The organism is Nonomuraea sp. NPDC049421, from assembly GCF_040677005.1.
GTDB lineage: Bacteria > Actinomycetota > Actinomycetes > Streptosporangiales > Streptosporangiaceae > Nonomuraea > Nonomuraea salmonea.
The window spans coordinates 78,672-101,554 of record NZ_JBFAQA010000038.1 but is presented as its reverse complement, the minus strand read 5'-3'; the positions used below and the strand labels follow the sequence as shown (position 1 = coordinate 101,554).

Annotated in this window: 27 protein-coding genes; 17 read left to right on the top strand and 10 right to left on the bottom strand. The window is 68.9% G+C overall.

From position 1 onward, the window contains the following. Positions 1-67: 67 nt before the first annotated feature. Positions 68-313, bottom strand: coding sequence for a tyrosine-type recombinase/integrase (locus tag AB0K18_RS43770; RefSeq protein ID WP_364927014.1), 246 nt, complete (start codon positions 311-313; stop codon positions 68-70). A gap of 9 nt (positions 314-322) precedes the next feature. Continuing rightward, entirely contained in the window at positions 323-1,129 is an 807-nt protein-coding gene (locus tag AB0K18_RS43765) for a hypothetical protein (protein WP_364927011.1), read from the bottom strand. A gap of 7 nt (positions 1,130-1,136) precedes the next feature. On the opposite strand from AB0K18_RS43765, the gene AB0K18_RS43760 reads away from it, so the two are divergent. Together AB0K18_RS43760 and AB0K18_RS43755 are read left to right on the top strand one after the other, a co-directional pair. Continuing rightward, positions 1,137-1,316, top strand: a complete 180-nt coding sequence (locus tag AB0K18_RS43760) for a hypothetical protein (protein ID WP_364927010.1) — start codon at positions 1,137-1,139, stop codon at positions 1,314-1,316. Positions 1,317-1,356: 40 nt separating this feature from the next. Further along, a complete protein-coding gene (locus AB0K18_RS43755; RefSeq protein ID WP_364927007.1) occupies positions 1,357-2,526 on the top strand; it encodes a TIR domain-containing protein in 1,170 nt (389 codons plus the stop codon). Between the two features lie 720 nt (positions 2,527-3,246). On the opposite strand, the gene AB0K18_RS43750 is transcribed toward AB0K18_RS43755, so the two are convergent. Beyond that, positions 3,247-4,071 carry an MBL fold metallo-hydrolase gene (locus AB0K18_RS43750; protein WP_364927004.1) on the bottom strand — a complete coding sequence of 275 codons (825 nt, stop codon included), beginning with the start codon at positions 4,069-4,071 and terminating at the stop codon, positions 3,247-3,249. 44 nt (positions 4,072-4,115) lie between these two features. Here AB0K18_RS43750 and AB0K18_RS43745 point away from each other — a divergent pair, with 44 nt between their 5' ends. Both AB0K18_RS43745 and AB0K18_RS43740 read left to right on the top strand, forming a co-directional pair. Further along, positions 4,116-4,550, top strand: coding sequence for a MerR family transcriptional regulator (locus tag AB0K18_RS43745; protein WP_364927001.1), 435 nt, complete (start codon positions 4,116-4,118; stop codon positions 4,548-4,550). A gap of 262 nt (positions 4,551-4,812) precedes the next feature. Further along, positions 4,813-5,937, top strand: coding sequence for a hypothetical protein (locus AB0K18_RS43740; protein WP_364926998.1), 1,125 nt, complete (start codon positions 4,813-4,815; stop codon positions 5,935-5,937). Between the two features lie 97 nt (positions 5,938-6,034). Here AB0K18_RS43740 and AB0K18_RS43735 read toward each other — a convergent pair whose 3' ends face one another. Continuing rightward, positions 6,035-6,490, bottom strand: a complete 456-nt coding sequence (locus tag AB0K18_RS43735; protein WP_364926996.1) for a hypothetical protein — start codon at positions 6,488-6,490, stop codon at positions 6,035-6,037. Positions 6,491-6,561: 71 nt separating this feature from the next. Between AB0K18_RS43735 and AB0K18_RS43730 the strand changes: the two genes are divergently transcribed. Continuing rightward, positions 6,562-6,705: a hypothetical protein gene (locus tag AB0K18_RS43730; RefSeq protein WP_364926994.1), complete on the top strand. Its 144-nt coding sequence runs from the start codon at positions 6,562-6,564 to the stop codon at positions 6,703-6,705. Here the strand turns inward: AB0K18_RS43730 and AB0K18_RS43725 are convergent. Both AB0K18_RS43725 and AB0K18_RS43720 read right to left on the bottom strand, forming a co-directional pair. Continuing rightward, positions 6,684-7,082, bottom strand: coding sequence for a hypothetical protein (locus tag AB0K18_RS43725; RefSeq protein ID WP_364926991.1), 399 nt, complete (start codon positions 7,080-7,082; stop codon positions 6,684-6,686). The genes AB0K18_RS43730 and AB0K18_RS43725 overlap by 22 nt on opposite strands. Positions 7,083-7,276: 194 nt before the next feature. Continuing rightward, the gene (locus AB0K18_RS43720; RefSeq protein ID WP_364926988.1) at positions 7,277-8,122 is read right to left on the bottom strand and encodes an SDR family NAD(P)-dependent oxidoreductase; all 846 of its coding nucleotides are present in this window, start codon (positions 8,120-8,122) and stop codon (positions 7,277-7,279) included. Between the two features lie 124 nt (positions 8,123-8,246). Here AB0K18_RS43720 and AB0K18_RS43715 point away from each other — a divergent pair, with 124 nt between their 5' ends. After that, complete coding sequence (locus tag AB0K18_RS43715) at positions 8,247-9,173, top strand: RNA polymerase sigma-70 factor (RefSeq protein WP_364926985.1); 927 nt, start codon at positions 8,247-8,249, stop codon at positions 9,171-9,173. Here the strand turns inward: AB0K18_RS43715 and AB0K18_RS43710 are convergent. After that, positions 9,170-9,694, bottom strand: a complete 525-nt coding sequence (locus AB0K18_RS43710; RefSeq protein ID WP_364926982.1) for an SMI1/KNR4 family protein — start codon at positions 9,692-9,694, stop codon at positions 9,170-9,172. The two genes, AB0K18_RS43715 and AB0K18_RS43710, sit on opposite strands and share 4 nt — an antisense overlap. Positions 9,695-10,110: 416 nt before the next feature. Between AB0K18_RS43710 and AB0K18_RS43705 the strand changes: the two genes are divergently transcribed. From AB0K18_RS43705 to AB0K18_RS43675, 7 genes are all read left to right on the top strand, one after another. Then, positions 10,111-12,483 carry a glycoside hydrolase family 2 TIM barrel-domain containing protein gene (locus AB0K18_RS43705; protein WP_364926980.1) on the top strand — a complete coding sequence of 791 codons (2,373 nt, stop codon included), beginning with the start codon at positions 10,111-10,113 and terminating at the stop codon, positions 12,481-12,483. A 109-nt stretch (positions 12,484-12,592) separates the two neighbouring features. Then, positions 12,593-13,384, top strand: a complete 792-nt coding sequence (locus tag AB0K18_RS43700) for a PAS domain S-box protein (protein WP_364926977.1) — start codon at positions 12,593-12,595, stop codon at positions 13,382-13,384. After that, positions 13,368-13,823, top strand: a complete 456-nt coding sequence (locus AB0K18_RS43695; protein ID WP_364926974.1) for a hypothetical protein — start codon at positions 13,368-13,370, stop codon at positions 13,821-13,823. Before AB0K18_RS43700 ends, AB0K18_RS43695 begins: the two co-directional genes overlap by 17 nt. A gap of 80 nt (positions 13,824-13,903) precedes the next feature. Next, positions 13,904-14,977, top strand: a complete 1,074-nt coding sequence (locus AB0K18_RS43690; RefSeq protein ID WP_364926971.1) for a DUF6745 domain-containing protein — start codon at positions 13,904-13,906, stop codon at positions 14,975-14,977. 10 nt (positions 14,978-14,987) lie between these two features. Next, positions 14,988-15,425: a hypothetical protein gene (locus AB0K18_RS43685; protein ID WP_364926969.1), complete on the top strand. Its 438-nt coding sequence runs from the start codon at positions 14,988-14,990 to the stop codon at positions 15,423-15,425. 87 nt (positions 15,426-15,512) lie between these two features. After that, positions 15,513-16,277: an SDR family oxidoreductase gene (locus tag AB0K18_RS43680; RefSeq protein ID WP_364926966.1), complete on the top strand. Its 765-nt coding sequence runs from the start codon at positions 15,513-15,515 to the stop codon at positions 16,275-16,277. Positions 16,278-16,286: 9 nt separating this feature from the next. Then, positions 16,287-16,685 (top strand): MerR family transcriptional regulator, encoded by a 399-nt coding sequence (locus AB0K18_RS43675; RefSeq protein ID WP_364926963.1) that lies wholly within the window; start codon positions 16,287-16,289, stop codon positions 16,683-16,685. Here AB0K18_RS43675 and AB0K18_RS43670 read toward each other — a convergent pair. From AB0K18_RS43670 to AB0K18_RS43660, 3 genes are all read right to left on the bottom strand, one after another. Beyond that, entirely contained in the window at positions 16,682-17,662 is a 981-nt protein-coding gene (locus AB0K18_RS43670) for an LLM class flavin-dependent oxidoreductase (RefSeq protein ID WP_364926960.1), read from the bottom strand. The genes AB0K18_RS43675 and AB0K18_RS43670 overlap by 4 nt on opposite strands. A 124-nt stretch (positions 17,663-17,786) precedes the next feature. Continuing rightward, a complete protein-coding gene (locus AB0K18_RS43665; RefSeq protein WP_364926957.1) occupies positions 17,787-19,112 on the bottom strand; it encodes a glycoside hydrolase family 6 protein in 1,326 nt (441 codons plus the stop codon). A 139-nt stretch (positions 19,113-19,251) separates the two neighbouring features. Further along, entirely contained in the window at positions 19,252-19,812 is a 561-nt protein-coding gene (locus tag AB0K18_RS43660) for a TetR family transcriptional regulator (RefSeq protein ID WP_364926954.1), read from the bottom strand. A gap of 100 nt (positions 19,813-19,912) precedes the next feature. Between AB0K18_RS43660 and AB0K18_RS43655 the strand changes: the two genes are divergently transcribed. From AB0K18_RS43655 to AB0K18_RS43640, 4 genes are read left to right on the top strand one after another with little or no spacing between them, the layout of a single operon-like run. Then, entirely contained in the window at positions 19,913-21,721 is a 1,809-nt protein-coding gene (locus AB0K18_RS43655; protein ID WP_364926953.1) for an MDR family MFS transporter, read from the top strand. Beyond that, positions 21,718-22,152: a hypothetical protein gene (locus AB0K18_RS43650; protein ID WP_364926950.1), complete on the top strand. Its 435-nt coding sequence runs from the start codon at positions 21,718-21,720 to the stop codon at positions 22,150-22,152. Before AB0K18_RS43655 ends, AB0K18_RS43650 begins: the two co-directional genes overlap by 4 nt. Beyond that, positions 22,149-22,385, top strand: coding sequence for a hypothetical protein (locus AB0K18_RS43645; protein ID WP_345393556.1), 237 nt, complete (start codon positions 22,149-22,151; stop codon positions 22,383-22,385). The genes AB0K18_RS43650 and AB0K18_RS43645 overlap by 4 nt, the downstream gene beginning before the upstream one ends. 13 nt (positions 22,386-22,398) lie before the next feature. After that, positions 22,399-22,875: a universal stress protein gene (locus AB0K18_RS43640; RefSeq protein ID WP_364926948.1), complete on the top strand. Its 477-nt coding sequence runs from the start codon at positions 22,399-22,401 to the stop codon at positions 22,873-22,875. Positions 22,876-22,883: the final 8 nt, after the last annotated feature.

Genomic DNA, 22,883 nt, shown 5'->3' with positions numbered 1-22,883 from the left:
TGTACCCACCCCTTTGCCCGTACCGCATGCTCCGGTCGTACCGCATCGAACGCGATCCGTCACGAGGCTAGGACTCTACGCTTTCAACCGGTGTATCCATGGTCATCGAGATCTGCGAGTGACGCAGGATGCGCATGGCCACGCGCGGATGGACGTCGAGGGCGGCCAGGAGTGAAGCACCGGTGTGTCGGGTGTCGTGGACGCGGATGCGCGGAACACCCGCTCGGCGGTAGTGGCTCTCAAAGGCCCGGTTGAAGCTCCGCAGCTCGATCGGTGTGCCCGTTCGGGTCGTGAAGGTCAGGTACGTGGACACGTACCTTTTCTACGCGCCCGCTCGTTCGGCCAGCTCCCGCAGCTCAGAGGACGCCGGATCCTGCATCGACAGCAGGTCAGAGACGAGTTGCCGTACGACCCGGTGGTTGCGAATCTGCTCCGGCGTGACGCTTTCGGCCTCCAGCAGTCGCGCCACCGCTTCGTCCACCTGGCGACGCTGCGCATGCGCCCGCGCGAGATCGACAGCCAGCCGCGCCCGTCGCTCGGCCGACAGCGTCGAGGCGTCCACCGCGGTTCCGACCCGCAACGCGTGCCCGGCGTCACCCACCTCCACAGCCACCGCCACCTCATGTAGCGCCACGTTGGCCGGCCCGAACTCGGTGTTGTAGTAGTTGCGCCCCTCACCGACCCGCGTGGCCATCTCGCGGGCTCGCGAGAGGTGCTCGTAGGCGACATCGGCCTGATTGAGCCGTGAGGCCGCCACCGCCCGCTGCAACGTCAGTCCGCCCCACAGCGACATCGCTTCCACGTTGCCCTGATCGGTCAGGAACCACAGCGCCTCGGCAGCGGTCCGCGCAGTCTCCTCCGCCTGGTCGAAATGACGCGCCCCCAGGAACACGAACCCCAGCCGGAACGCCCCGGCCGCCATCATCAAGGGGTTGCCGGCCCGCTCGGCCGCGCTGATGGCCCGATCGGCCGCGATCCACGCCGCCTCCGGCTCACCCAGCTTGGCCAGCGACGCCGAACACGCCTGATAGGTGACCGCCAGCAGCTCGAACAACTCGGCCTGCCGCTCAGCAGGCGCGGACCGTACCGCGTTCTCCAGCGTCGGGACGAGCCCACGCAGCAGCTCCATACTTATTGTGCGGCGCAAGTACATCAAGTCGCTTGTACGGGGACTGGCCAACTTCCTTGTTGCCGACCTGGACGGCCTCGTCCGGCTCGTCAAACGCAAGCTGAAGAAGATCCAGTACCGGCCTCACCTACTCACCGGATGCCTGACCCAGACCGGACTCACCCTCGACGTCCCGGCAAAACCATGACCGACCCTACGAATTCAACCGGTGTACCTCTTCCAGACTAATGTCAGCTTATGTAGCTGGCTGTCCGGAATCTTCTAGGCATCTCAGGGAGACACGTTGTGTGCTATGGGCGTTCTACACTGGGCTTGTGGCTCTGTCGTCAGATTCAGGTTACGCATACGATGTATGTCTTTCGTATGCGGGTGAGCAGCGTGCTTACGTTGAGCTTGTAGCCGCCGGTCTTCGCCGCGCGGGTGTTCGAGTGTTCTTCGACGCCTACGAGCAGGCAACGCTCTGGGGTAAAGACCTATACGAACACCTCAGTCATATATACCAGGAATCTGCGCAATATTGCGTGCTTTTTGCATCGGCTGCGTATGCGGCCAAAGTATGGACATCGCACGAACGTAGAAACGCGCAAGCGCGAGCCCTTAATGCCAATGAGGAGTATATCCTTCCCGCCAGGTTTGATGATACGAAAATTCCCGGACTATCGCCTACCGTTGCTTATATTGATCTGCGCGGCATTGCGCCCGAAGATCTGGTGGGTCTTGTTCTAGAAAAGCTCAGGCCACACGACGGCGAGGAGCGTCTCCTTACCATCGCACTACCGGTGGTTCCACGTTCCCCTAGCGAGCAGATGCGGCTTCTATCGGAAAAACCTCCGGCTTGGGAGTATATTCTATTCGCGAGCGAACTGCAGATGGGTCAGCGTGCATTGCTGGATAAGTGGCATGACCATGAGCTTGGCTATGCTGCTCGGAGTGGAAAACACATCGATCCGGAAAGTGCTCCTTCCTATCTTGATGCGAAATTCAGTGAAATTCAAGAGATAATATCTGCAATCGAGCTTATATTCAGCCGCTCCGCGCAGAACCGTGCTTTCGGAGAGCCTGGCCAGGCGGGCGACGAGGAACGCATAAAGCATCTCGCGCGAAAGCTTCTCCATATATATGAAGGTCTACTTGATTGGTCGGCTCATCTCAGAAGCTTGAGTGTTCCCTCGGAATTCACTCGTGCCTTTCGGCTGGCAGCGTCCTTCTCTGACCAACCGCTTCGAGAGATTCGCCAGTTCATAGAGAGCTTCATAGCGATGGCAGAGCAACTGCCCGAGATGCTGGCTCAAGGCCAGCCGGTGAGAGTATCTATGGACTTGATAGTTACCGCAGATGACTTGGTCATCGAAGAGTTCAATGGAGAGTTGCGACGCTTGGGTGAGGTCCTAGGCTGACCAGCAGTCCAAGCATCGACGAGCGCCTGCTTACCCTCCTTCGCGCCCACCGATTATGAGCGTGGTGGTGGTATCCAGGGGGATCACGTGTCAGATGCTCCGTCAGGCGGGTGAGGGCTCGTCTGCGTACGGCAGCGGGGCATTGGAGCACCGGCGCGCGCCTGACCTGTGCTGTACAGCAACCGATACAGCAACACCGCCCTACACGATCACACGCTGGCGACCCGTATCCACTGTCTTACCAGGACGTGCACGCGTCCACTTGGGATGTGCCGTTCACTACGGATCAGAAGGTTAGGGGTTCGAGTTCTCTCGGCCGCGCACAGCGTCAAGGCCCGCTACCAGGGATTCCTGGGAGCGGGCCTTCGTGTTTGTCAGGACAATGTTGAAATCCTGCTAACACCTCTGCTGACAAGCGCCCTCTTCCCCCCTCACCGACCGGCTCGGCGAAGATGTCAGCTGCCGAGGTCGCCGGCAGCCTTCGTCCGCCAGGCGAAGCGGGACGTCGTCCGATCGCCATGGGGTGATCGAGGTCTGTCGCGGTCGGGGCGATCGAAGAGCCAGGGTTCGTTCCTCACGCCGGCTCACGGGGAAGCGCAGTCGACCGCGCGCCGCAGTCCGATGCCCAGCGGCAAGGATCAGGCCGCGTAATCATGCGTCGCTCCGGTGGTGGCGCTCCGTCTCGCGCGACAGATCCGGTTGCCGCATGATTCTGTGAACCTACTGCAGCACCGAGGGTTGCCCGGGATGACGGTGGTGCTGGAGTTCCCAGGGGTCGTGGGCGCTGAAGATCGACACCTGGTCGCCGTGGCGGCGGAGGAGTTCGCGTAGCCGAGCCTGAGTGCCGAGTCTGAGATCGTGGTGAACTTCTGAGCTGGTTTGCACTAGATCCAGGAGCGGGTGAGGCTGGGGGGTGTCACCGAGTTCCCGGTGGTAGTAGTAGGCGTCACCGCAGTGCAGGAGCCAGCGGTCGCCGTCCTGGACCGCCACTCCGGCGTGGCCGGCGGTGTGGCCGCCGAGCGGGATCAGGCGGATCTGCGGCGGAAGGCCCTGGGCCTGCAGGGAGGCGAAGCCGAACCAGTCCTCGCCGGGGCCGGTGGGATAGGTCACCCAGTTCGGGTGGTGTGCCCAGTGGGCCGGGCGGTAGCGGAAGCTGGGCGCCTGACTGGTCGCGGCTTCAAGCTCGGCCGCCAGAACGTGAACCTGGGCGGTGGGGAAGTCGGGCAGGCCACCGCAGTGGTCCACATCGAGGTGCGTCACGATGATGTGGCGTACGTCGCCGGGGTCATACCCCAGCCCGGCTATCTGGCGTATGGCGGTTTCCTGCTCGTCCAGCAGGGGCTGGGCCATCTCGACCCAGTCGGCGCCGAGGGTATGGCTGGGGTCGCGTACATCGTCCAGGCCGAGACCGGTTTCGATGAGGACCAGTCCTTCGGAGTCGGTCTCGACCAGCAGGCAGTGGTTGACGGCGTGCGCGGGGGCCGGGCCCGGATAGGTGGCTTCGATCTGCCGTACGGACCCGCAGTTGAGGTGATGGATCTGCATGGCGGCTAGCCTGCTAGTTGAAGCGCGGTTCAAGTCAAGGAGGCATGGTGGGCGAGCAACTGCTGGACATCGCAGAGGTGGCCGAGCGCTCCGGGCTGGCGGCGTCGGCGCTGCGGTTCTACGAGAAGCGGGGCCTCGTCGCCCCGGCGGGCCGGAACGGGTTGCGCCGGACCTACCACTCCGAGGTCCTCGATCACCTCGCCTTCATCACCTGCGCACGCGGCGCCGGGTTCACCATCGCCGAGATCGCCAGATTCCTGCGGGCAACCCCCGGCGACCTGGAGCTACGCACCCGCATGATCGGCAAGGCCGAGGAACTGGAGGAAGACATCGCCCGCCTGATCCGCATGCGCGACGGCCTCCGCCATGCCTCGACCTGTACGCACGAGCCGCTCGTGGAATGCCCCGACTTCAAGCGCACCTTCCAACCCGGCGCCCCCTCCCGCCCCTTGGGACCAGTCCCTGTAGATCAGGCTTGATCCCGATGCGCCCTGTTCTTGCGGTGAAGGCTCCCTGCCATACGGGCCAGGGATTCCTGGGAGCGGGTCTTCGTGCTTATCAGGACAATTCTGGGATCTTGCCAACACCTCTGCTGACAAGCGTCCACTTCCTCGGCCCTCGGATGGTCATCTGACTACCCTTACGATCCACGTCGGACCAGCGTAGGTGTTGGCGTGGCCAACATTTCCGGCTTTCATGAACAGAGGCCGCCGCGGTCGCCGTACCTGGTTCGATCCGATCATGACATCCAACCGACGAAGGGCCGCGCTGGCGGCGGTCCTGGGCCTGGCCGCAGTGGCTGTTCCCGTGGCCACTCCGGTGGCCTTACCGGCGGCGGCGACGGCCGTGCCGGAAACGTGTGTGGCGCCGCCACCCGACAGTCCGGACTATGACGACTTCGTGCTCACGTACAAGACCGAGTGCGCCTCGAAGAACAACTACGACCGGACTTTCCCGGACGTGACGGTGTCCGCGCTGGTCGACGGGCGCAATGAGCTGTCGGTCACGACCTCGACGGCGCTGGCCGGCGCGATCGCGTCGGTCAAGGTGAACGAGAAGGAGTTCATCGCCAGCGGCGGCCACGGCGCGGCCTTCCAGTACGCCTTCCACGCCTGGAAGGACGGCCAGGAGGCGAGCGAGTGCTACAACCCCACGCAGGCCGGCGCCCGCAGGGACGACGACCGCAAGGCGCCGCCCTACCACGGGCCCAGCACGAGTGCGCTCTACACCATGGCCAAGTCGGGCAGCTCCATCCGTACGGAGCAGCGGCCGGCGATGTTCATGACCTTGACGGACGCGCAGCCGGGCTGGGGCGGCTGCATACCCGCCGAACGCCAGCCGGCGCGTGAGCCGTACACGATGGGCCTGTCGCCGTACTGGCTGAGTACCAAAATCGAGATGGCTCCCGACCACGACGCGATTGGGCTGGAGAACGTCTTCCGCGCCGCCGCCACGATCACCTCGGAGGACGAGCCGTACGACCACTTCAGCAGCGCCTTCGTCGCCTACCTGCAGCCGGACTTCACCGAGGTCTTCTCCTACAGCCCAGGGCTGGGGCGGCTGTCGGAGCAGCCGGCGGAGTCGCACACGAGCAAGGACCCCATGGTCCGCTGCACAGCTGACGGGGACTACTGCCTCGGCATGTACGTCAAGCCAGACGTCCAGGGCGACGAGGCGTACTACTACACGATGTCGCGCCCGCCCATGGACTACAACGGCCACTTCGGCGAGAACACCATCCAGGTGACGAGCCCCAGCGGCGCCATGGACGAGGGGGACGAACGCAACTACGAGACCTACGTGGTCGTCGGCAACAAGAGCCGCGTCGAGAGCACCATGACGCAGCTCCACGAAGCGTTCCAATAGGTCACGGGAGACCCTTGCCCGGCGGCCGCTCCGCTCCGCGCCGGTCGGCCGCCGCTCCGTACGACAGGCCCTCCGGGATCATCAGGGGAGGTCCTGATCAGGTGTCGTACATGCCGTCCCACGGCTCGTAGAAGCCGATGTTGTCCGGGTAGAACTCGGCGTGTTCCATCCCTTCGAAGGTCTTGATGACCAGACCGAACAGGACCCCGTCGAACGTGCGCTGGAAGGGCCGGATGGCGATGTCGTCGTAGCGGAACCCGGGAAGCGCCTCGAGCCAGTGATCGAGTCGCTCGTTCGCGAGGTCGACGGCTGCCCGATGGTCGTCTTCAGCGCCGGTCCCCTTGATGCGAGAGTCGAGGTGATGGCCGGCGGCGTCGAAGGTGTGCAGGACGGCGTACCAGCGTTTGTGTTTCAACCAATCGTCGGTGCGGGTGTAGCCCTGGCGGAAGGCGGCGACGACGGAGCCGAAGAACTGGCCACCATCCCAATGACCGACCGTGTCGGTGTGATAGTCGGATAAGTGAGCGATAGGGATGATTTCGGGGACTCCCATGCACCTGAGAGTAGAGACCAGGACCGACACCGCTGAGGACCGTCGGGGCCCTACGGGCGTATCGTCCGAATGTGGATCATCCGCCGGAGGGCTTCGGCATCGCAAGTGCCGGGACGATGCGGGTGTGCTGGTCGAGGATGCCGACGCCCGACGAGCGGCTCGCCATGGATGACCGGAGCCTCGAACTGCCAGGTCAGTCGGACAACGGCCAGTAGAGCTCATACGTCAGCACCGCGCCCGCCACGACCGAAAGCGGCCAGAGCGGGACAAGCCAGAGCGCCGTCAAGCGCGTGCGCCGCATACGTCGGGGGATCATCGTGATCATCGCACCCAGCAGGGCGCAGCCGACCGGCGCGAAGAGCCAGACGAAGAAGAGAGCCTGATCCAAGGCGCTGATGGGAGCGCATTCTTCGGTCTCGTACCCCGTCATTGGATCGAGCCCGCAGGCCTTGTTCTGCAGGACGGTCATGCCCATCGATGCGAAGAAGCCCACCATCCAGAGGACAGCACAGACGAAGATGACTTCCGTGATGATCAGAGCTCGACGTCCGGAAGCGCTCAGCGGGCGCGGGCGGGGGCGCGGCTTGGCCATGAGCGGACTTTACGGCGCGGATCTTCGAGTGATCAACGGCCGGCCTGGAAGGTTCGGCAGAGGCTCAGGCGCCGCGATGATCGTCGTACGGACGGGTGGAAGCTTTGCTCCCGTGACCACCGTGCGGACGTCCAGAGACGTCCCGCTCTCGGGACGGCCTGGACGCCGCCAGTGCGCACGGCCTCTCACCCGAGTCAGCGGGCTTCGAGGTCGCCGTGGGCCTCGATGGAGAGGTCCTGCCAGTCGGACCAGGTCTTGAGGCGGGCCGCGTACGCCTGCTCGATCATCGGCTGGAACCCCTTCCCGAACAGCACCCGCACCGGCGGGTTGTCGGAGTCCACGAGCTTGAGCAGGGCCTGCGCCGCGGCGGCCGGGTCGCCCGCGGGCATCTTGCCCGCCATCGCCCCGAGCCGCTGCCGGAGGCCGTCGTAGGCGGGGTCGGGCTTGGCCATGTGGCCGTTGGCGAGGGGGTCGGGGTTGTTGCCGTCGCGGGTGGCGAAGCCGGCGGGCTCGATGATGGTCAGCTTGATCCCGAACTCGGCGACCTCGCCGGCGAGCGCCTCGTTCAGGCCCTCGAGGGCCCACTTGGAGGCGTGGTACGCGCCCCCGAGCGGCATGGCGATGACCCCCGCGGCCGAGGACAGCTGGATGATGTGCCCGGAGCGCTGCGCCCGCAGGTACGGCAGCGCGGCCTGGACCACCCACACCGCGCCGAACAGGTTGGTCTCCATCTGGTCGCGCAGTTCCTGCTCGGTGAGCTCTTCGACGGCGCCGATCTGGGCGTATCCGGCGTTGTTGACGATGACGTCGAGGCGGCAGAAGTGCTCGTGGGTGCGCTGCACGGCGTCGAAGACGCCGGCCCTGTCGGTGACGTCCATCTCCAGGGGGAGGACGGCGTCGCCGTAGGTGTCGATCAGCGCCTTCAGGCTCTCGGTGCTGCGGGCGGTGGCGGCGACCTTGTCGCCGCGCCTCAGGGCGGCCTGTACGAAGTTGCGGCCCAGACCGCGGGATGAACCGGTGACGAACCAGACCTTCTGCATGATGTGCTCCTTGTTGCCGCTATCAGCCGTTCCAACCTCCAAGACGAGACAGCCCCGTGAAGCTGTGAGATCCCGGGCCTGTGAGCTGCGACACATGTTCCTTTTGTCCGGGACGGTGATATCAATGGGCGGCGTGACCCGCGTCGAAGAGTTCCAGGAACTGAGGCCGCTGCTTTTCGCGATCTCCTACCGCATCCTGGGCAGCGTGAGCGAGGCCGAGGACGCCGTCCAAGAAGCCTGGCTGCGCTACGAGGGCTCCGCGACCCGGCCCGAATCGCCCAAGGCGTTCCTGTCGGCGACGGTGACGCGGATCTCGATCGACGTGCTGCGTTCGGCGCGCGTACGGCGTGAGGCTTATGTCGGTCCCTGGTTCCCAGAACCGCTGCTGGCCGACCCCTATCAGGACCCCGAGCGGTCGGCGGAGCTGTCCGACTCGTTGTCGATGGCGGCGTTGATCCTGCTGGAGCGGCTCAGCCCGCTCGAACGCGCGGTCTTCGTCCTCCGCGAGGTGTTCGCCTTCAGCTACCGGGACATCGCCGCCGCCGTGGACCGGTCGGAGGCGGCCTGCCGCCAGCTCGCGGTGCAGGCGCGCCGCCACATGGAGGCGGGCCGGCCCCGCTTCGAGGCCGACCGCCGGGCCCGCGACCAGCTCGCGGGCCGCTTCTTCCACGCGATGCGCGAGGGGGACGTCGCGGGGCTGCAGGAGCTGCTGGCCGCCGACGTGCAGCTGGTCAACGACGGGGCCGGCAAGATCGGCAGCACGATACCGCTGTTCGGCGACACGAAGGTCGCCAAGGTGCTGGCCGTCATGATCCCGCCGTTCGCCCAGATCGGCGCGGCGCTGGAGCCGACCGAGGTGAACGGCCAGCCGGGCGCGATCATCCGCGACCGCGACGGCCGCATCTTCAACGTCTGGACGCTCGACATCCAGGACGGACGCATCCACACCATCCGCTCGATCGTCAACCCAGACAAGCTCACCCACTTCGGCCCCATCGCCGACGCCCTCGCCGTCATCGAGGAGAAGAAGCAGGTCCGCCGCAACCGTTAACTCGGGTAGCGCAGGCTCAGCTCGTCCATGGCGAGCTCCCAGAAGGACCGGTAGCGCGTGGCACCGGGTTTCCAGGGCGCGAGATGCCAGGCCTCCCACTCACCTTCGGCGGTCCTGACGTGAGGATTGAGCAGCGCCACCCCGTCGTCCCAATAACCGGCGAGAAGGGTGCCGGGCACGTACTCCCCTCGGTAATGGATGGAGTCCTGCTCGGGTCCGTAGACGAAATAGAGCTCGTCGGGGACGCTCGCGGGCGTCGACCAGGCCTCGGCCCTGGACGGATCGACGTCACGGAGCCAACCGGCTTCCTGTACGGACAACAGGAGGCAGTCATCGTCGCTGCCCCAGCCGTTGGCGACGAGCAGGAACTGCCGATAGCTCGGCGGCAACCCCATCCCGAGCCGCTCCTCGACCTCCCGCACCTCCGCCTCGGTGGCCGGCGGATGCAGCTCGCCCAGCGGGTTACGAGTGCGGCGCTCGCCGATCCGTTCGGACCATGCGTACTGGGCGCTCGCTGCCATGAAGGTCCTTTCTATGGATCCCGCTCGTGCTGCGCGGCTGTGGCGGTTTGCACGCGGGCACAATAGCGCTAAGGCCGCCCGGGAAGGGCGGCCTAAGGATGTGGTGTTCGGGGAGACCCCTAGGCACCCATCGAAGATTTCTGCCCCCAGCTAAGCACACCAAGCCAGAGCGATGCATCGCCGAGGAGCCGGTCGCGCTGGCAAGCACATCGCGTTGACCTCCTGGGCGGAGCGGGCCTAGCATCGCGTGGGAACGTTGCCACATCGGAAAGGCGCCCATGTCCTCCGTACGTGTTCTTGATCAGGGCTGGGAGCTTCGGGGGTTCCTCGGGGATGACTGGCAGTTGCATCGGGCGCAGTTGCATGCTCGCCAAGGTCACAACGGGGGCTGGGTGCCGGCGAAGGTGCCGGGGAGTGTGCTGGCTGATCTGGTCGCGGCCGGGGAGGCGGTGGATCCGTACGTCGGGCGGCAGAGCATGCTGTCCGAGTGGGTTTCGCAGCGGACCTGGGTGTATCGGACGCGGCTGGTCGCGACGGAACTCGCGGATGGGGAGCGGGCCTTTCTCGAGTTCGACGGGATCGACTATGCGGCGACCGTTCACCTCGATGGGGAGCGGGTCGCGGTGCATGAGGGGACGTTCGTGCCGCTCGTCGTCGAGGTCACCGGGCGGCTGGGTGAGGAGCACGCGCTGGCGGTCGTCGTCCAACCGGCGCCGGTCAGTGAGCCGCAGGTCGGGTACACGGCCAAGGTGAACGTCCACAAGGGGCGCATGGGGTATGGGTGGGACTTCTGCCCGCGGCTCGTGCATCAGGGGTTGTGGCAGTCCGTGCGGCTGCGGACCACCAGGGCGCTGCGGTTGGTCGATGTGTGGGCGCGGGCCAGCATTGAGGGAGATATCGGGAAAGTCGTCGTTCAGCTCGACACGGATGCGTCGGATCAAGAGGGCTGGGCTGAACTGACTCTCCGGACGGCTCAAGGCGAGATCGTGGCGGAGGCCGGCGTTCCGCCTCACGGCAGCACCACGCTCACCCTGGACGATCCCCGCCGGTGGCATCTCAACGGGCACGGTGAGCCCCACCTCTACACGCTCACCACGATCCTGCGCGACGCGAAAGGCGAGGTCAGCGACCGGCGGGACACCCGGATCGGGTTCAGGGACGTGCGGTTCACCCGCGACCCAGGGGCGCCGGCGGACGCGCTCCCGTACCGGCTGACCGTGGACGGCCGGCCCACCGACATCAAGGGGTGGAACTGGGTGCCGGCCGACGCGCTCTACGGCGCCGTCGACCAGGCCAAACTGCGCCACCTCCTCACGCTCGCCCGCGACGCCGGCGTCACCATGCTGCGCGTCTGGGGCGGCGGGCTCATCGAGAGCGAGGCGTTCTACGACCTGTGCGACGAGTACGGCATCCTCGTCTGGCAGGAGTTCGCCCAGTCCAGCTCTGGCATGGAGAGCCTGCCCAGCGACGACCCCACGTTCGTGGCCAGGATGACGGCCGAGGCGGAGCGCATCGTCCCGGCGCGGCGTAACCATCCGAGCCTGGCGATCTGGTGCGGCGGCAACGAGCTGCAGCGGGCCGACGGCGTGCCGCTGACGGACGCGGACTCACCGGTGCCGGCGGCGCTGCACGGCGTGGTGGCCCGGCTGGACCCCGACCGGCACTGGCTGCCGACCTCCCCGACGGGGCCGGTGTTCGGGAACACGCTGGAGAGCGTACGCACCGGGCCCGAGCACCACGACGTGCACGGCCCGTGGGAGCACCAGGGCCTGGACGACCACTACCGCCTCTATGACGAGGGCAGGGCGCTGCTGCTGAGCGAGTTCGGGGTGGAGGGGATGAGCAACCTGCGGGCCATCGAGTCGGTGGTGCCGGCCTCGGAGCGCCGCCTGCCGACCACCCGCAACCCGGTCTGGGACCATCTCGGCCGCTGGTGGAACAACGAGCCCCTGGTACGCGCCGCGTTCGGCGACGCCATCGAGGACCTGGGAACGTTGTCACGCGCGAGCCAGTTCCTCCAGGCCGACGGACTGCGGTACGCGGTCGAGGCCAACAGGCGCCGTCCCGAGAGCTGCGGGGTGCTGCCGTGGCAGCTCAACGAGTCGTTCCCGAACGGCTGGTGCACGGCGTCCGTGGACTACTTCGGTGAGCCGAAGGCGGCCTACCACTACGTGCGGCGGGCGTACCGGCATGAGCATGTGTGCGCGGCGCTGTCCGCGCCACGCGTCGGGGACGAGCTGCGCGCGGTCGTCTGGGCCTGGTGGGAGGGCGGTCCTGCCGAGGTCGAGGCGCGCGTGCTGGGCCTCGACGGCGGCGTGCGGGCCGAGCGGCGCTGGACGGCCGCCGCCCCCGGCGAGATCGGCACGATCACGTGCGCGCCGGGGCCGGGCAGCTTCGTGCTCGACCTGTCCGTACGCGGCGAGGGCCGTACCGACACCAACCGGCGTACCATCACCAACCGGTACGTCCTCACCGCCGGCCCCGGCTTCGCCGACCTGCTCACGCTGCCCGAGGCCCGCGTCACCACCACACTGCAGGCCGGCGACACGACCTGGACGCTGCGGCTGCGCCACGAGGCGGGCCCCGTGGTGCCGTTCGTGCGCCTGCTCGACGCCCGCCCGGCGACGGCGCCCGGCTGGGCCCGCTGGGACGACAACGCCTTCGACCTGCTGCCCGGCGAGGAACGCGTGCTGCACGCCACCTGGGACGGCGTCCCGCCGCAGGATCGCCGGATCCGCCTGGACGCGTGGAACCTCCCGCCGACGACCCTGACCGACGCCGGCCTGTGACTCCTCCGCAACGCCGGGAGGCACCCTCCGCCGGCGATCGGCGCAACGTGCGGGCGACGCTCGCTGACAACGTCATCCGAGGCTGACCCCATGTATTAATGTGACGACCGTGAGTAACGGGGATTCCGTCGCCGCGGCCTTGTCCGCACGCGTCCTGCGCCGCATCGGCCGGCGCGGCGCGTCGCTGGCGTTCGTGGGCCTGCTGTGCCTCGCCATCGCCGCGTCGCTCGCGTTCAGGCAGGGCGGCGAGCGTGCCGCCGCCGGTCAGGCGATGCTCACCACGATCGCCCCGATACCTGTGTGGGCGCTGGCCTGGTGCCTGACGGGCGTGCTGTGCCTGGTGCAGATGTTCCTGCGCTCCGACAGGGTCGCGTTCGCGGTGGCCACCGCGCTGCTCCTGCTGTACGGCCTGGTCCACATGATCTCCACGTTCACCGGCGACAATCCGCGCGGCTGGGTGGCCGGGGCGGTGTGGCTGGCGTTCGGCGGCTGGATCGCGCTGATCGCCACCTGGCCGGAGGCGGTCGCGGTGCACCGGCTGACGTCGGGGCGCCGGGGCGGGCCGGCCATCGTGGTGGCGGACGCGGGCGGCGTCATCCAGTCGTGGAACCCGCAGGCGGCGGCGCTGTTCGGATGGAGCACGGAGGAGGCGGTGGGCCGGCCGCTGACGATCCTGATCCCGCCCCGGCTGCGCGAGCGGCACCTGGCGGGGCTGACCAGGGTGCGATCGTCGGGCGAATCGGCGCTGTCCGGGCGGATCATCCCGCTGATGGGGCTGCGCCGCGACGGCAGCGAGATCCCCATCGCGTTGACGGTGAACACCTGGCAGGGCGACGACGGCGTCGGCTACACCGGTGTGATCAAGCTCATGGGAGGAGCCGGCGATGTCGAGTCTGACTGAGGTCCTCATTCAGATCGCGGTCGGGGTCGTCCCGCTGGGTGTGGCGTACCTCGCCTTCCGATCGGCCACGGACGCCAACAGGAAGACCCACGAGGCGGCACTGCTGCAGGTGGAGCGGCAAGCGGAGCTGGAGCGTTCCAAAGTGGACGCCGATGCCTACACCAGGGCGAAGACCATCTACGAGGACGCGCTGAGTCAGCTGGAGCGGCAGCTCGCCCGCACGCAGGGCCAGGCGGAGCAGGTGAGCGCCGACCTGACGACCGAGCAGGACATGTCCAAGGCGATGCGCGACCAGATCCGGAGGTTGCAGGCGCAGATCCGGGCGCTCGAACGTACGGTGATCGCGTTGCGCGCCCAGTTGCTCGCGGCGGGCCTGGCTCCCGCGCCCGCCTCGGAGACGACCGGCCCCTACCAGCTCCAGCACCGGTTGGCCGACTGATCGGGTGGACATAGGGCGCTCCCTTCTGTCACCATTTCTTTCATGATCATGCGAAAGGAGGGCGCCTCCGCCCTCGCCCGGTGAGCGACATCCTGCAGCGGGAAGCTGCTTCGCTCCGTGACCGATGGCTGGGCCGCGCGCTCTCGACGCGGCCCGCGGACCGCAAGGCAGCGCAAGCCGCCGTCTCCGATCTCTACCGGTTCATCGGTCTGTCCCCACCCCGTTTCCACTGGGTGACCTCGCCTGCCGCCGCGTTCGCGACCGTGCCCGCCGGGCTGCCGCCCGGGCAGAGCGTCGAGCGGGTGGACGCGTGGCCGCTGCCGGCCAGGTTCGCGGCGCTGCGCCACCGCGTGTACGGGGCGGTGCACGCCCGCGTACGCCCGGCGCGACGCCCGATCGACGTGCTGCTGCGCCGCGAGGTGCACCAGCCACTCCTCAACACGGCCGGCCGCTGCCTGCTGCCGCCCGTCGAGCTCGCGCACAACGAGGCGTCGCGGCACCAGACCTGGTACCGCACGATGTGCGTCTCCTGGATCGCCCACTGCGACGCGCTGCGCCGGATCGCCGGCGTGGAGCTGCCCACCGAGCTGGCCCGTCAGGTGGATCTGTGGACGGCCGTGGCCATGACGTGCCACTGGTGGTGGCCGTCCGAGCACGTGTGCGTCATGTCGGAACGCCCCGCCGAGCTGCACACGGAGACGTGGACGGCCACCGGCGAGCAGCGCCCGCACCACGAGGACGGCCCGTCGGCACGGTACGCCGACGGCTGGGCCACCTACGCCTGGCACGGCACCAGGATCCCGTCCTGGGTGATCCACGACCCCACCCCCGAGCGCATCTCCGCCGAGCCCAACGTCGAGATCAGGCGCTGCGCGATCGAACGCCTCGGCTGGCCCGCCTACATCGCGCGGGCCGAGCTGCGGCTGGTCGCCACCGCCCCCGACCCCGGCAACGCGGGCGCGGAGCTGCGCCTCTACGACATGCGCCGGGACACGCGGGTGCTGCTCGCGGTCAACGGCTCGGTCGAGCGCGACGGCCGCCGCAGGCAGTACGGCCTCACCGTGCCCGGCTATTTCGACGATCCGCTCGCCGCCGCCGGCTGGACGTACGGGCTGTCCGGCGAGCAGTACGCCCAACTCCTACGCAGAACCTGAGGTGATGCTCATGACAGTGACGCTGGCCACGCTGACCCGGCAGACCGGGCTGACCGTGCTCGACCACCTGGAGCAGTCGATCCAGATCCCCGTGCTCGACGGCCCGCAGGCCCAGGGCGACCTCATCGTGGTGCCGCTACGGCTGGTGGCGGCGTCGGTGCAGATCCGCGACGACCCCCGCTGGCAGGCCGTCCCGCCTGAGGGCGTCGAGCTGCTGCGCGGCGCGGCGGGCGGCAACCCGCACACGCTGGTCGCCGAACCGGGCACCTGCCGCTGGACGGTGAACGTCTCGGACGCCGACGGCCTGGCGATCGGGGTGTTCTCCGCCTCCGCCCCGGTCTATCTGCTGCATCCGGAGCACGGCGGCTCGGGCTGCGCGCCCGGCACGTACGTGGTGCGCCGCCAGCGCGAGCACGAGGGCCGCCGCGCCCGCCTGGTGGCCGACTAGCGACCTCCCACCCGGGCGGCGGTTTGACCCTGACGCCCGGGTCAAGGTTTAGCTTCACGTCCACTCACCTACGAGAGGGGACGTCTCATGAGCAGCTTGGCAGGCAAGGGCGTGGTCATCACCGGCGGCGGCACGGGGATCGGCCGGGCCACGGCGCACCTGTTCGCCGCCGAGGGCGCGCGGGTGCTCGTCGTCGGCCGCACCGCGGCACGCCTGGAGGAGACCGCCGCCGCGCACTCCTCCATCAGCACGTTCGCCGCCGACGGCGCGGCGCCCGACGGGCCCGAGCGCATCGTGGAGGCGGCGACGGCGCGGCTGGGCCGGATCGACGTGCTGGTCAACAACGCGGCGATCACCCGGCCTGCCGCGCTCGGGGCGATCGATCGGCGTACCGCGGAGGACCAGATCGCCACCAACCTCCTCGCGCCCATCTTCCTGGCGCAGGCCGCCCTGCCCCACCTGGCCGCCACGGAGGGGACGATCGTGAACGTGTCCTCCAACCCGTCCTCGATCGGCTGGCCGGAGGGCTCGGTCTACGGCTCGACCAAGGTCGCGCTCGACTTCCTGACGGCCACCTGGGCCGTGGAGCTGGCGCCCAAGGGCATACGTGTCGTGTCCGTGGCGCCCGGCATCACCGCCACGCCGGTGCTGGCCCACGCCGGCTACACCCAGGAGCAGATCGCCGCCGCGGGCGCAAGTCTCACCGGACGCATCCCGCTCGGCCGCATCGCCCGGCCCGCCGAGATCGCCTGGTGGATCGTGAACGTGGCGCGCCCCGAGGCCGCGTACCTCACCGGGACCGTCATCCGCGTGGACGGCGGCCTTTCCGTGGCGGCGGGGCAGCAGGCATAAGCTGGGGCGATGCTGATCGGGGAGCTGGCGCGGGCGAGCGGCGTCACCGTCAGGGCGCTGCGCTACTACGAGCAGCAGGGCCTGCTGCGGCCGGAGCGGACCTCCAACGGCTACCGGCACTACGACCGTGGCGCGGTGACGAGGGTCCGCAACATCAGGCTCCTGCTGTCCAACGGTTTCACCGCCCAGGACGTCCGCGGCTTCCTGCCCTGCCTGGAGGGCGACGACGTGGCGCTGGGGCCGGCCTGTCCGCCCAGCGTCGAGGCGGTGACCAGGAAAGTGGCGGACCTGGAGGAGCGGATCGCCGAGCTGAGCGCCGTACGTGACCGGCTCGTGCGCGCCCTCGCAGGCAGCGAGACGCCGCGGCGGCCCGGCTCCGTGGCCCGCCACCCCGCCTACCGGCCTTAGGAGGCGTGGACCTCGGCGAGCAGCTCGGCCGAACGCAGCCACGCCTTCCTGTCGACGGCGGAGAAGGCCACGATCAGCTCGTCGGCCTGAGCGTGCTCGGCGAACCGGTCGACATACGCCTTGACCTCGGCCGGGTCGCCGACGGCCGAGTATTTGGCCATCTGCACGATCTGCTGCCCCGCCGGGGACTCGAGGATCATGTCGGCCTCTTCGTCCGTGAACGTGCGCCCGCGCCCGAGGAACCGGGTGACCCGCAGCCGCTTGGAGGCCAGGAACTGCTCCTCGGCCTCCTCGGTGGTGTCGGCGGCGATCACGTTGAGTGCGGCGATCACGTGGGGCCGGTCGAGCTGGGCCGACGGCTTGAAGTCGCGCCGGTAGAGTGCGACGGCCTCTTCCAGCGCGGCGGGCGCGAAGTGGGAGGCGAACGCGTAGGGCAGGCCGAGCGCGGCGGCGAGCTGCGCGCCGAACAGCGAGGACCCGAGGATGTAGAGCGGCACGTCGGTGCCCCTGCCGGGGGTGGCGTGCACGCCGGGGATGCGGGTCTCGCCGGTGAGGTAGCCCTGCAGCTCCAGCACGTCCTGCGGGAACGAGTCGGCCGACGAGGGCGTGCGGCGCAGGGCGCGCATGGTCTGCTGGTCGCTGCCGGGCGCGCGGCCGAGACCGAGGTCGATGCGGCCGGGGTGGAGCGTCTCCAGCGTGCCGAACTGCTCGGCGATGGTCAGCGGCGAGTGGTTGGGCAGCATGACGCCGCCCGCGCCGAGGCGGATCGTCCGGGTGTGAGCGGCGATGTGGGCGATCAGCACGCTCGTGGCGGAGGAGGCGATGCTGTCCATGTTGTGGTGCTCGGCGTACCAGATGCGCTGGTAGCCCAGCTCCTCGGCGCGCTGGGCGAGGGTCACGCTGGCGGCGAAGCTGTCGGCGGCCGTCTCTCCCTCGCCGATGTGCGCCAGATCGAGGATGGACAGCGGCAGAGCCATGAGTGAGCGCCTTTCGCAGAGCGGGGTGACCTGGTGGTGGTCAACAGCGGCGCCTGCCCGGTTATTTCATGGGGCCGAGCCCCCGCAGGCGTCGGGCGGGGGCTCGGCCGGGTGCGCGTGAGCGCTAGGAGGTGGTGCAGGTGAGCCCTGACGGGCCGCCGGACCCGCCGCTCGCGATGAACCCGAACGTGGTCGTCGCGCCGGGAGCCAGGTTGCCGTTCCAGTTCAGATTGGTGACGGTGACCGAGCCGCCGCTGACGGACAGGTTGCCGTTCCACAGCTGGGAGATCGTCTGTCCGGACGGCAGCGTCCAGCCGATCCGCCAGCCGCTGGTGGCCGCGCCGCCGGTGTTGGTGACGGTGACCTCGCCCTGCATGCCGCCCGACCACTGGCTGATCGCCTTGAACGTCGCCGAGCACCCTTCGGGCCCGGTCGTGGGCGTGACGGTGGGCGAGACGGTGACGGTGGGCGAGACCGTGGGCTCGGGCGCGGCCATGGCCAGGTCGTACGCCCGCTGCGGCACGAACTGCCCCGCCTGCGCGATGCACCCGTCGGCCTCGCCGGGGGGCTTGACCCACAGGTAGGCGTCGATCGCGGAGTCGCCGGTCTCGGTGGTGCTCCAGATGCCGGTGGCGCGGCCGCCGGGGTCGCACCACTCGCTGCCGGCCGGGCCGTTGCCGTTGCGGCTGGTGTCGATGACCGCCTTCAGCCTGGAGACGCCGGTCGCCGCGATGATGCTCTTCGCGTACGACACCAGCCCAGGCGTCGAGCGGTAGTTGGAGGTGTTGACCGCGATGCCGTCGGCGCTGTTGGCGACGTCGGCGCCGTTCAGCCGGGAGGCGGCCTCGGAGGCGGACAGCCACGCGTCGTGGCCGATGTCGTAGTACACCTTGACCTGCGACGACGTGCCCTTGAGCCGCTTGCCGGCGTAGGCCATGGACGCCTTGACCTCGGCCTGCTCTGAGCCGTTCATGCAGTTGGTCATGATGGCCAGGGCGTCGGGCTCCAGCACGATCGTGGCCGGCCGGCCGCCGAGCCCGGCGGCGATCTGGTCGATCCAGGCGCGGTAGGAGGCGTGGTCGGGGGCGCCGCCCGCGCTGGGGCCTCCGCAGTCGCGGTTGGGCATGGCGTACACGGCCATGATCGGGATCTTGCCGGCCGCCGCGGCGGCGCCGACGTACGCGTCCACCTGGCCGCGTACGGTGCTCGGGTTGTAGGTGGCGAACCAGCGGCCCTGCGGCACGGCCGCGATCCGGTCCCTGATCACCGCCGCCCGGCTGTCGCCCGGGTTGGCCGCCACCCACTTGGCGGCGTTGGTCTGGGGATCCACGTAGAAAGCGGAGTCGGCGGCCTGGGCGGTGGACGACGAGGCGGCGACGACGACCGCCCCCGCCGCGGCCATGGCGGCCGCTGTGAGGAGCACCGCCAACACGGGCCTTCTGCGAGACATGAACGATCTCCGTCCGTCATGTGGGAGCGCTCCCACGGGCTTCCGTGGATCGTAGAAAGCGCTCCCGTGCATGACAAAGACATCGGATCGCTCCCCAACCCCTCCCCGCAGGTCGGAGCGGGTGCGGGTGGTGAAAGTTTCAGGCGGCCAGGCACGCCTTGAAGACGGCGGTGAGCCGGTCGACGTCCTGCGGCGTGGGCTCCTGGGGGCCGAGGCGGCGGCGCGTCGCGCCGATGCCGAGCAGGACCGCGGTGGCCATGCGGGCCCGCGCGTGGGCGTCGGGCCCCTCAAGCCGGGCGACCAGCGGCTCCAGCACCGCCGTGATCAGCCGCTCCCTCGCCACGGCGTGCACCTCGGGGTGCATGGCCGAGCGTTCGAGCGTGCGCAGGATGGGGCTGTCCGGCGCCTGGTGCATGCGCTCGGCGGCGTACTCGGCCAGCCGCCTCGGCAGGTCCTCGGCGTCGCCCTCGTACAGTGCGCTGAACCTCGGCTCGCCCTGCAGCACGGCGCCGAACAGGCCGGCCTTGGAGCCGAAGTAGCGGCCGACCAGCGCGATGTTGGCGTCGGCCGCCGCCGCGATCATGCGTACGGTCACCTGCTCGTAGCCCTGCTCGCCGAAGAGCGCGCGGGCCGCCTGGAGGATCCGCTCCCGGGTGGCCTCGCGGTCGCGCGGCCTGGCCTCAGTCACCTGGGGACTCATGCCCGCACTCTACTCGGCGGCCACCCCACTTACCGCGCGGCTAGTAAACGGGCGTATACTCCTCGTGGACAAAAATGAACGAAGGGGATGTGGTGTTGTCTTGGTAGCGCACGCACCGGCCGCGTCCCCCGCGAAGCGGCACTACACCCACCGCGAGATCCTCGAGGTTCTGTCCGGGCTCATGCTCGCCATGCTGACCTCGATGATCTCGACCTCCGTGGTGGGCACCGCGCTGCCGACGATCGTGGGGGAACTAGGCGGTCAGGACCAGTACTCATGGGTCGCCAGCGCGACCATGCTGACGATGACGGTCTCGACGCCGTTGTGGGGCAAGCTGTCCGACGTCTTCGGGCGCAAGCTGCTCTTCCAGAGTGCTCTGGTGCTGTTCGTGGCGGCCTCGGCGGTGGCCGGCATGTCGCAGAACATGGGGCAGCTCATCGCCGCGCGGGCCATCCAGGGCCTGGGTGTCGGTGGTCTGTCGGCCCTGTCGCAGGTGATCCTGGGGGACATCGTCTCGCCGCGCGAGCGTGGCCGCTACTCCGGCTACATGGGCGCCGTCTTCGGCATCTCGACGGTCGCGGGGCCGTTGCTGGGCGGGTTCATCGTGGACACCGAGTGGCTGGGCTGGCGCTGGTGCTTCTACGTGGTCGTGCCGTTCGCCCTGGTGTCGTTCATCGTCATCCAGAAGGTGCTCAAGCTGCCGCGGATCAAGCGGAAGACCTCGATCGACATCTGGGGCGCCACGACGATCACGGCCAGCGCGAGCGCGCTGATGCTGCTGCTGACCCTGGGGGGCAACGAGTTCGAGTGGAACTCGCCCTGGACGTACGTGCTCGCCGCCACCGCGCTGCTCATGCTGGCCCTGGCCGTGCTCTCGGAGCGGACCGCGCGCAACCCGATCCTGCCGCCGCGGCTGTTCCGCAACAGGACGTTCGTGCTCACCAGCCTCGCCTCGCTGTTCGTGGGCATGGCGATGTTCGGCGCGATGATCTACCTGCCGCAGTACCTGCAGATCGTCAAGGGGCTCAGCCCGACCAACTCGGGCCTGATGACGCTGCCGATGGTCATAGCGCTGTTCCTGTCCGGCGTCATCTCGGGGAAGATCGTCACCCAGACCGGGCGGTGGAAGATCTTCCCCGTGGCCGGCCTGCTCATCGTGGCCATCGGGCTGTTCCTGCTGTCCAGGCTGCACGTCGACTCCAGCGAATGGCTGATCGGCTTCGACGTCGCGGTGCTGGGCATCGGCCTCGGCCTTTCCATGCAGATGCTCATCCTGGCCGCGCAGAACGGCTCCGAGCTGCGTGACATGGCCTCGACCACGTCAGGCGTGTCGTTCTTCCGCTCCCTGGGCGGCGCCGTCGGCGTGGCCGCGTTCGGCGCGATCCTCACCGGCCGGCTCAAGGACGAGATGGCCGCGATGCTGGCGGCGGCCGGCATCAAGCTGCCCGGCGGCGGTGACGTCAAGCTCGGCAGCCCCGAGGCCATCCAGCACCTTCCAGGGCCGGTCAAGAACATCGTGCTGGAGTCGTTCACGCGGGGCCTGGAGACGGTGTTCATCGTGGGCGTGCCGATCGCGCTGCTCGGCTTCATCGCCACGATCTTCCTCAAGGAGCTGCCGCTGCGCGGCTCGGCCGCGCCCGCGGCACCCACGCCCCAACCGCTCAGCAAGGACGACCTCGTCCTGGCGGGCCTGCTGCTGGAGCTCATCGCCCAGCGCATCGAGCGGGCCAACGGTGAGCGCTCGGCACTGCTCACCGCGGTCGCCAAGATGGCGCCGCCCGACGGCCGCTCGGAACGCGAACGGGCCAGGTCGGTCGCGCAGAGCGTGCTGCGGCCCACCTCACGCGCCCTGATCGCGCAGGCCACGCCACCGCAGAAGGACCTCGTCTCAGGAGGAATCACACAATGATTCGCAAGTTCGTGGGTGCCGTCGCCGCGGCCCTGGCCGTCATGGCCGGGCTGTGGCTGATGATCGCGCCCTTCGCCCTCGGCACGCAGCCGGAGGACGCCGACTGGACGAACGCCACCCAGTCGGAGTTCTTCACCGGCCTCGGCGTGGCCGTCGTGGGCGTCGTGGGCGCGATCGCCTTCGTGGCGGCCATTCACGAGGAGCTGGTGGTGCGCGGCCTGGTCGTGCCGAAGCCGCGCCGCGAGCCCGAGCCGGAGCCTGAGCCCGTGCCGGCCGCTCCCGCCGGGCCGCAGGCCACCTCCGCCGAGCTGGCGACCCTGCTGGCCCCGCTCGTGGAGGCGCTGCGTGAGGACCTCAACACCCGTACGGGCGGTGGCGAGCACCGCCAGAACGGCAAGGCTTCCCTGGTCGGAGTGGAGGACAACCGTTGAAGGCCAAACTGGGCGTGGGCGCCCTGGTGCTGCTGTTCCTCGGCGGCCTGTGGCTGATCGCGGCCCCGTTCGCGGTCGGCTACCAGCCGCGCGGCGCCGAATACGCCGACGCGACCGTCAACGACCTCTGGCTGGGCGGCGCCCTCGCCGGGATCTCGTTCGTGGCCCTGGTGATCTACGCGGCCGACGCGCTGCGCGAGCTGGCGCACCGCGGCAGGCACGCCGACGTCTGACGCGAGCGATGCCGTGTTCGGCAGTGGCACGGACCCGCGGTGGGAGCCGCTGGCAGGCAGGCTCCCCGAAGGGCGGTTCGAGATCGGCAAGGACGGCGCCGGCCTGCTCGTCGTGGGCTTCGACGGATCGGGCCCGAGCCGCAACGCGCTCGCGTACGCGGCCGGGCTCGCCCGCAGGGACGACGCGGCCCTGCTGATCGCCTTCGTCGAGTCGCTCAACACCTCGACGCTGTGGTTCTTCGCCGGGTCGCCCATCATCCCCGACGCGGCGGCCGACCTGACCGAGGACCTCAGGGAGGAGCTGCGGGGCGCCGGGGTGCCGTGGCGGTTCGTCAGCCTGCGCGGTGACGCGGCCCGCGAGCTCGAGGCGCTGGCCAGCACGTACATGGCGGACGCCATCGTGGTGGGCCGCTCCCGCTCCTCGTGGCGGCGGTCGGTGGCGGCCAGCCTGGCGAAACGGGCTCGCCGTACCGTGCTGGTAGTGCCCTGACCTGGCCC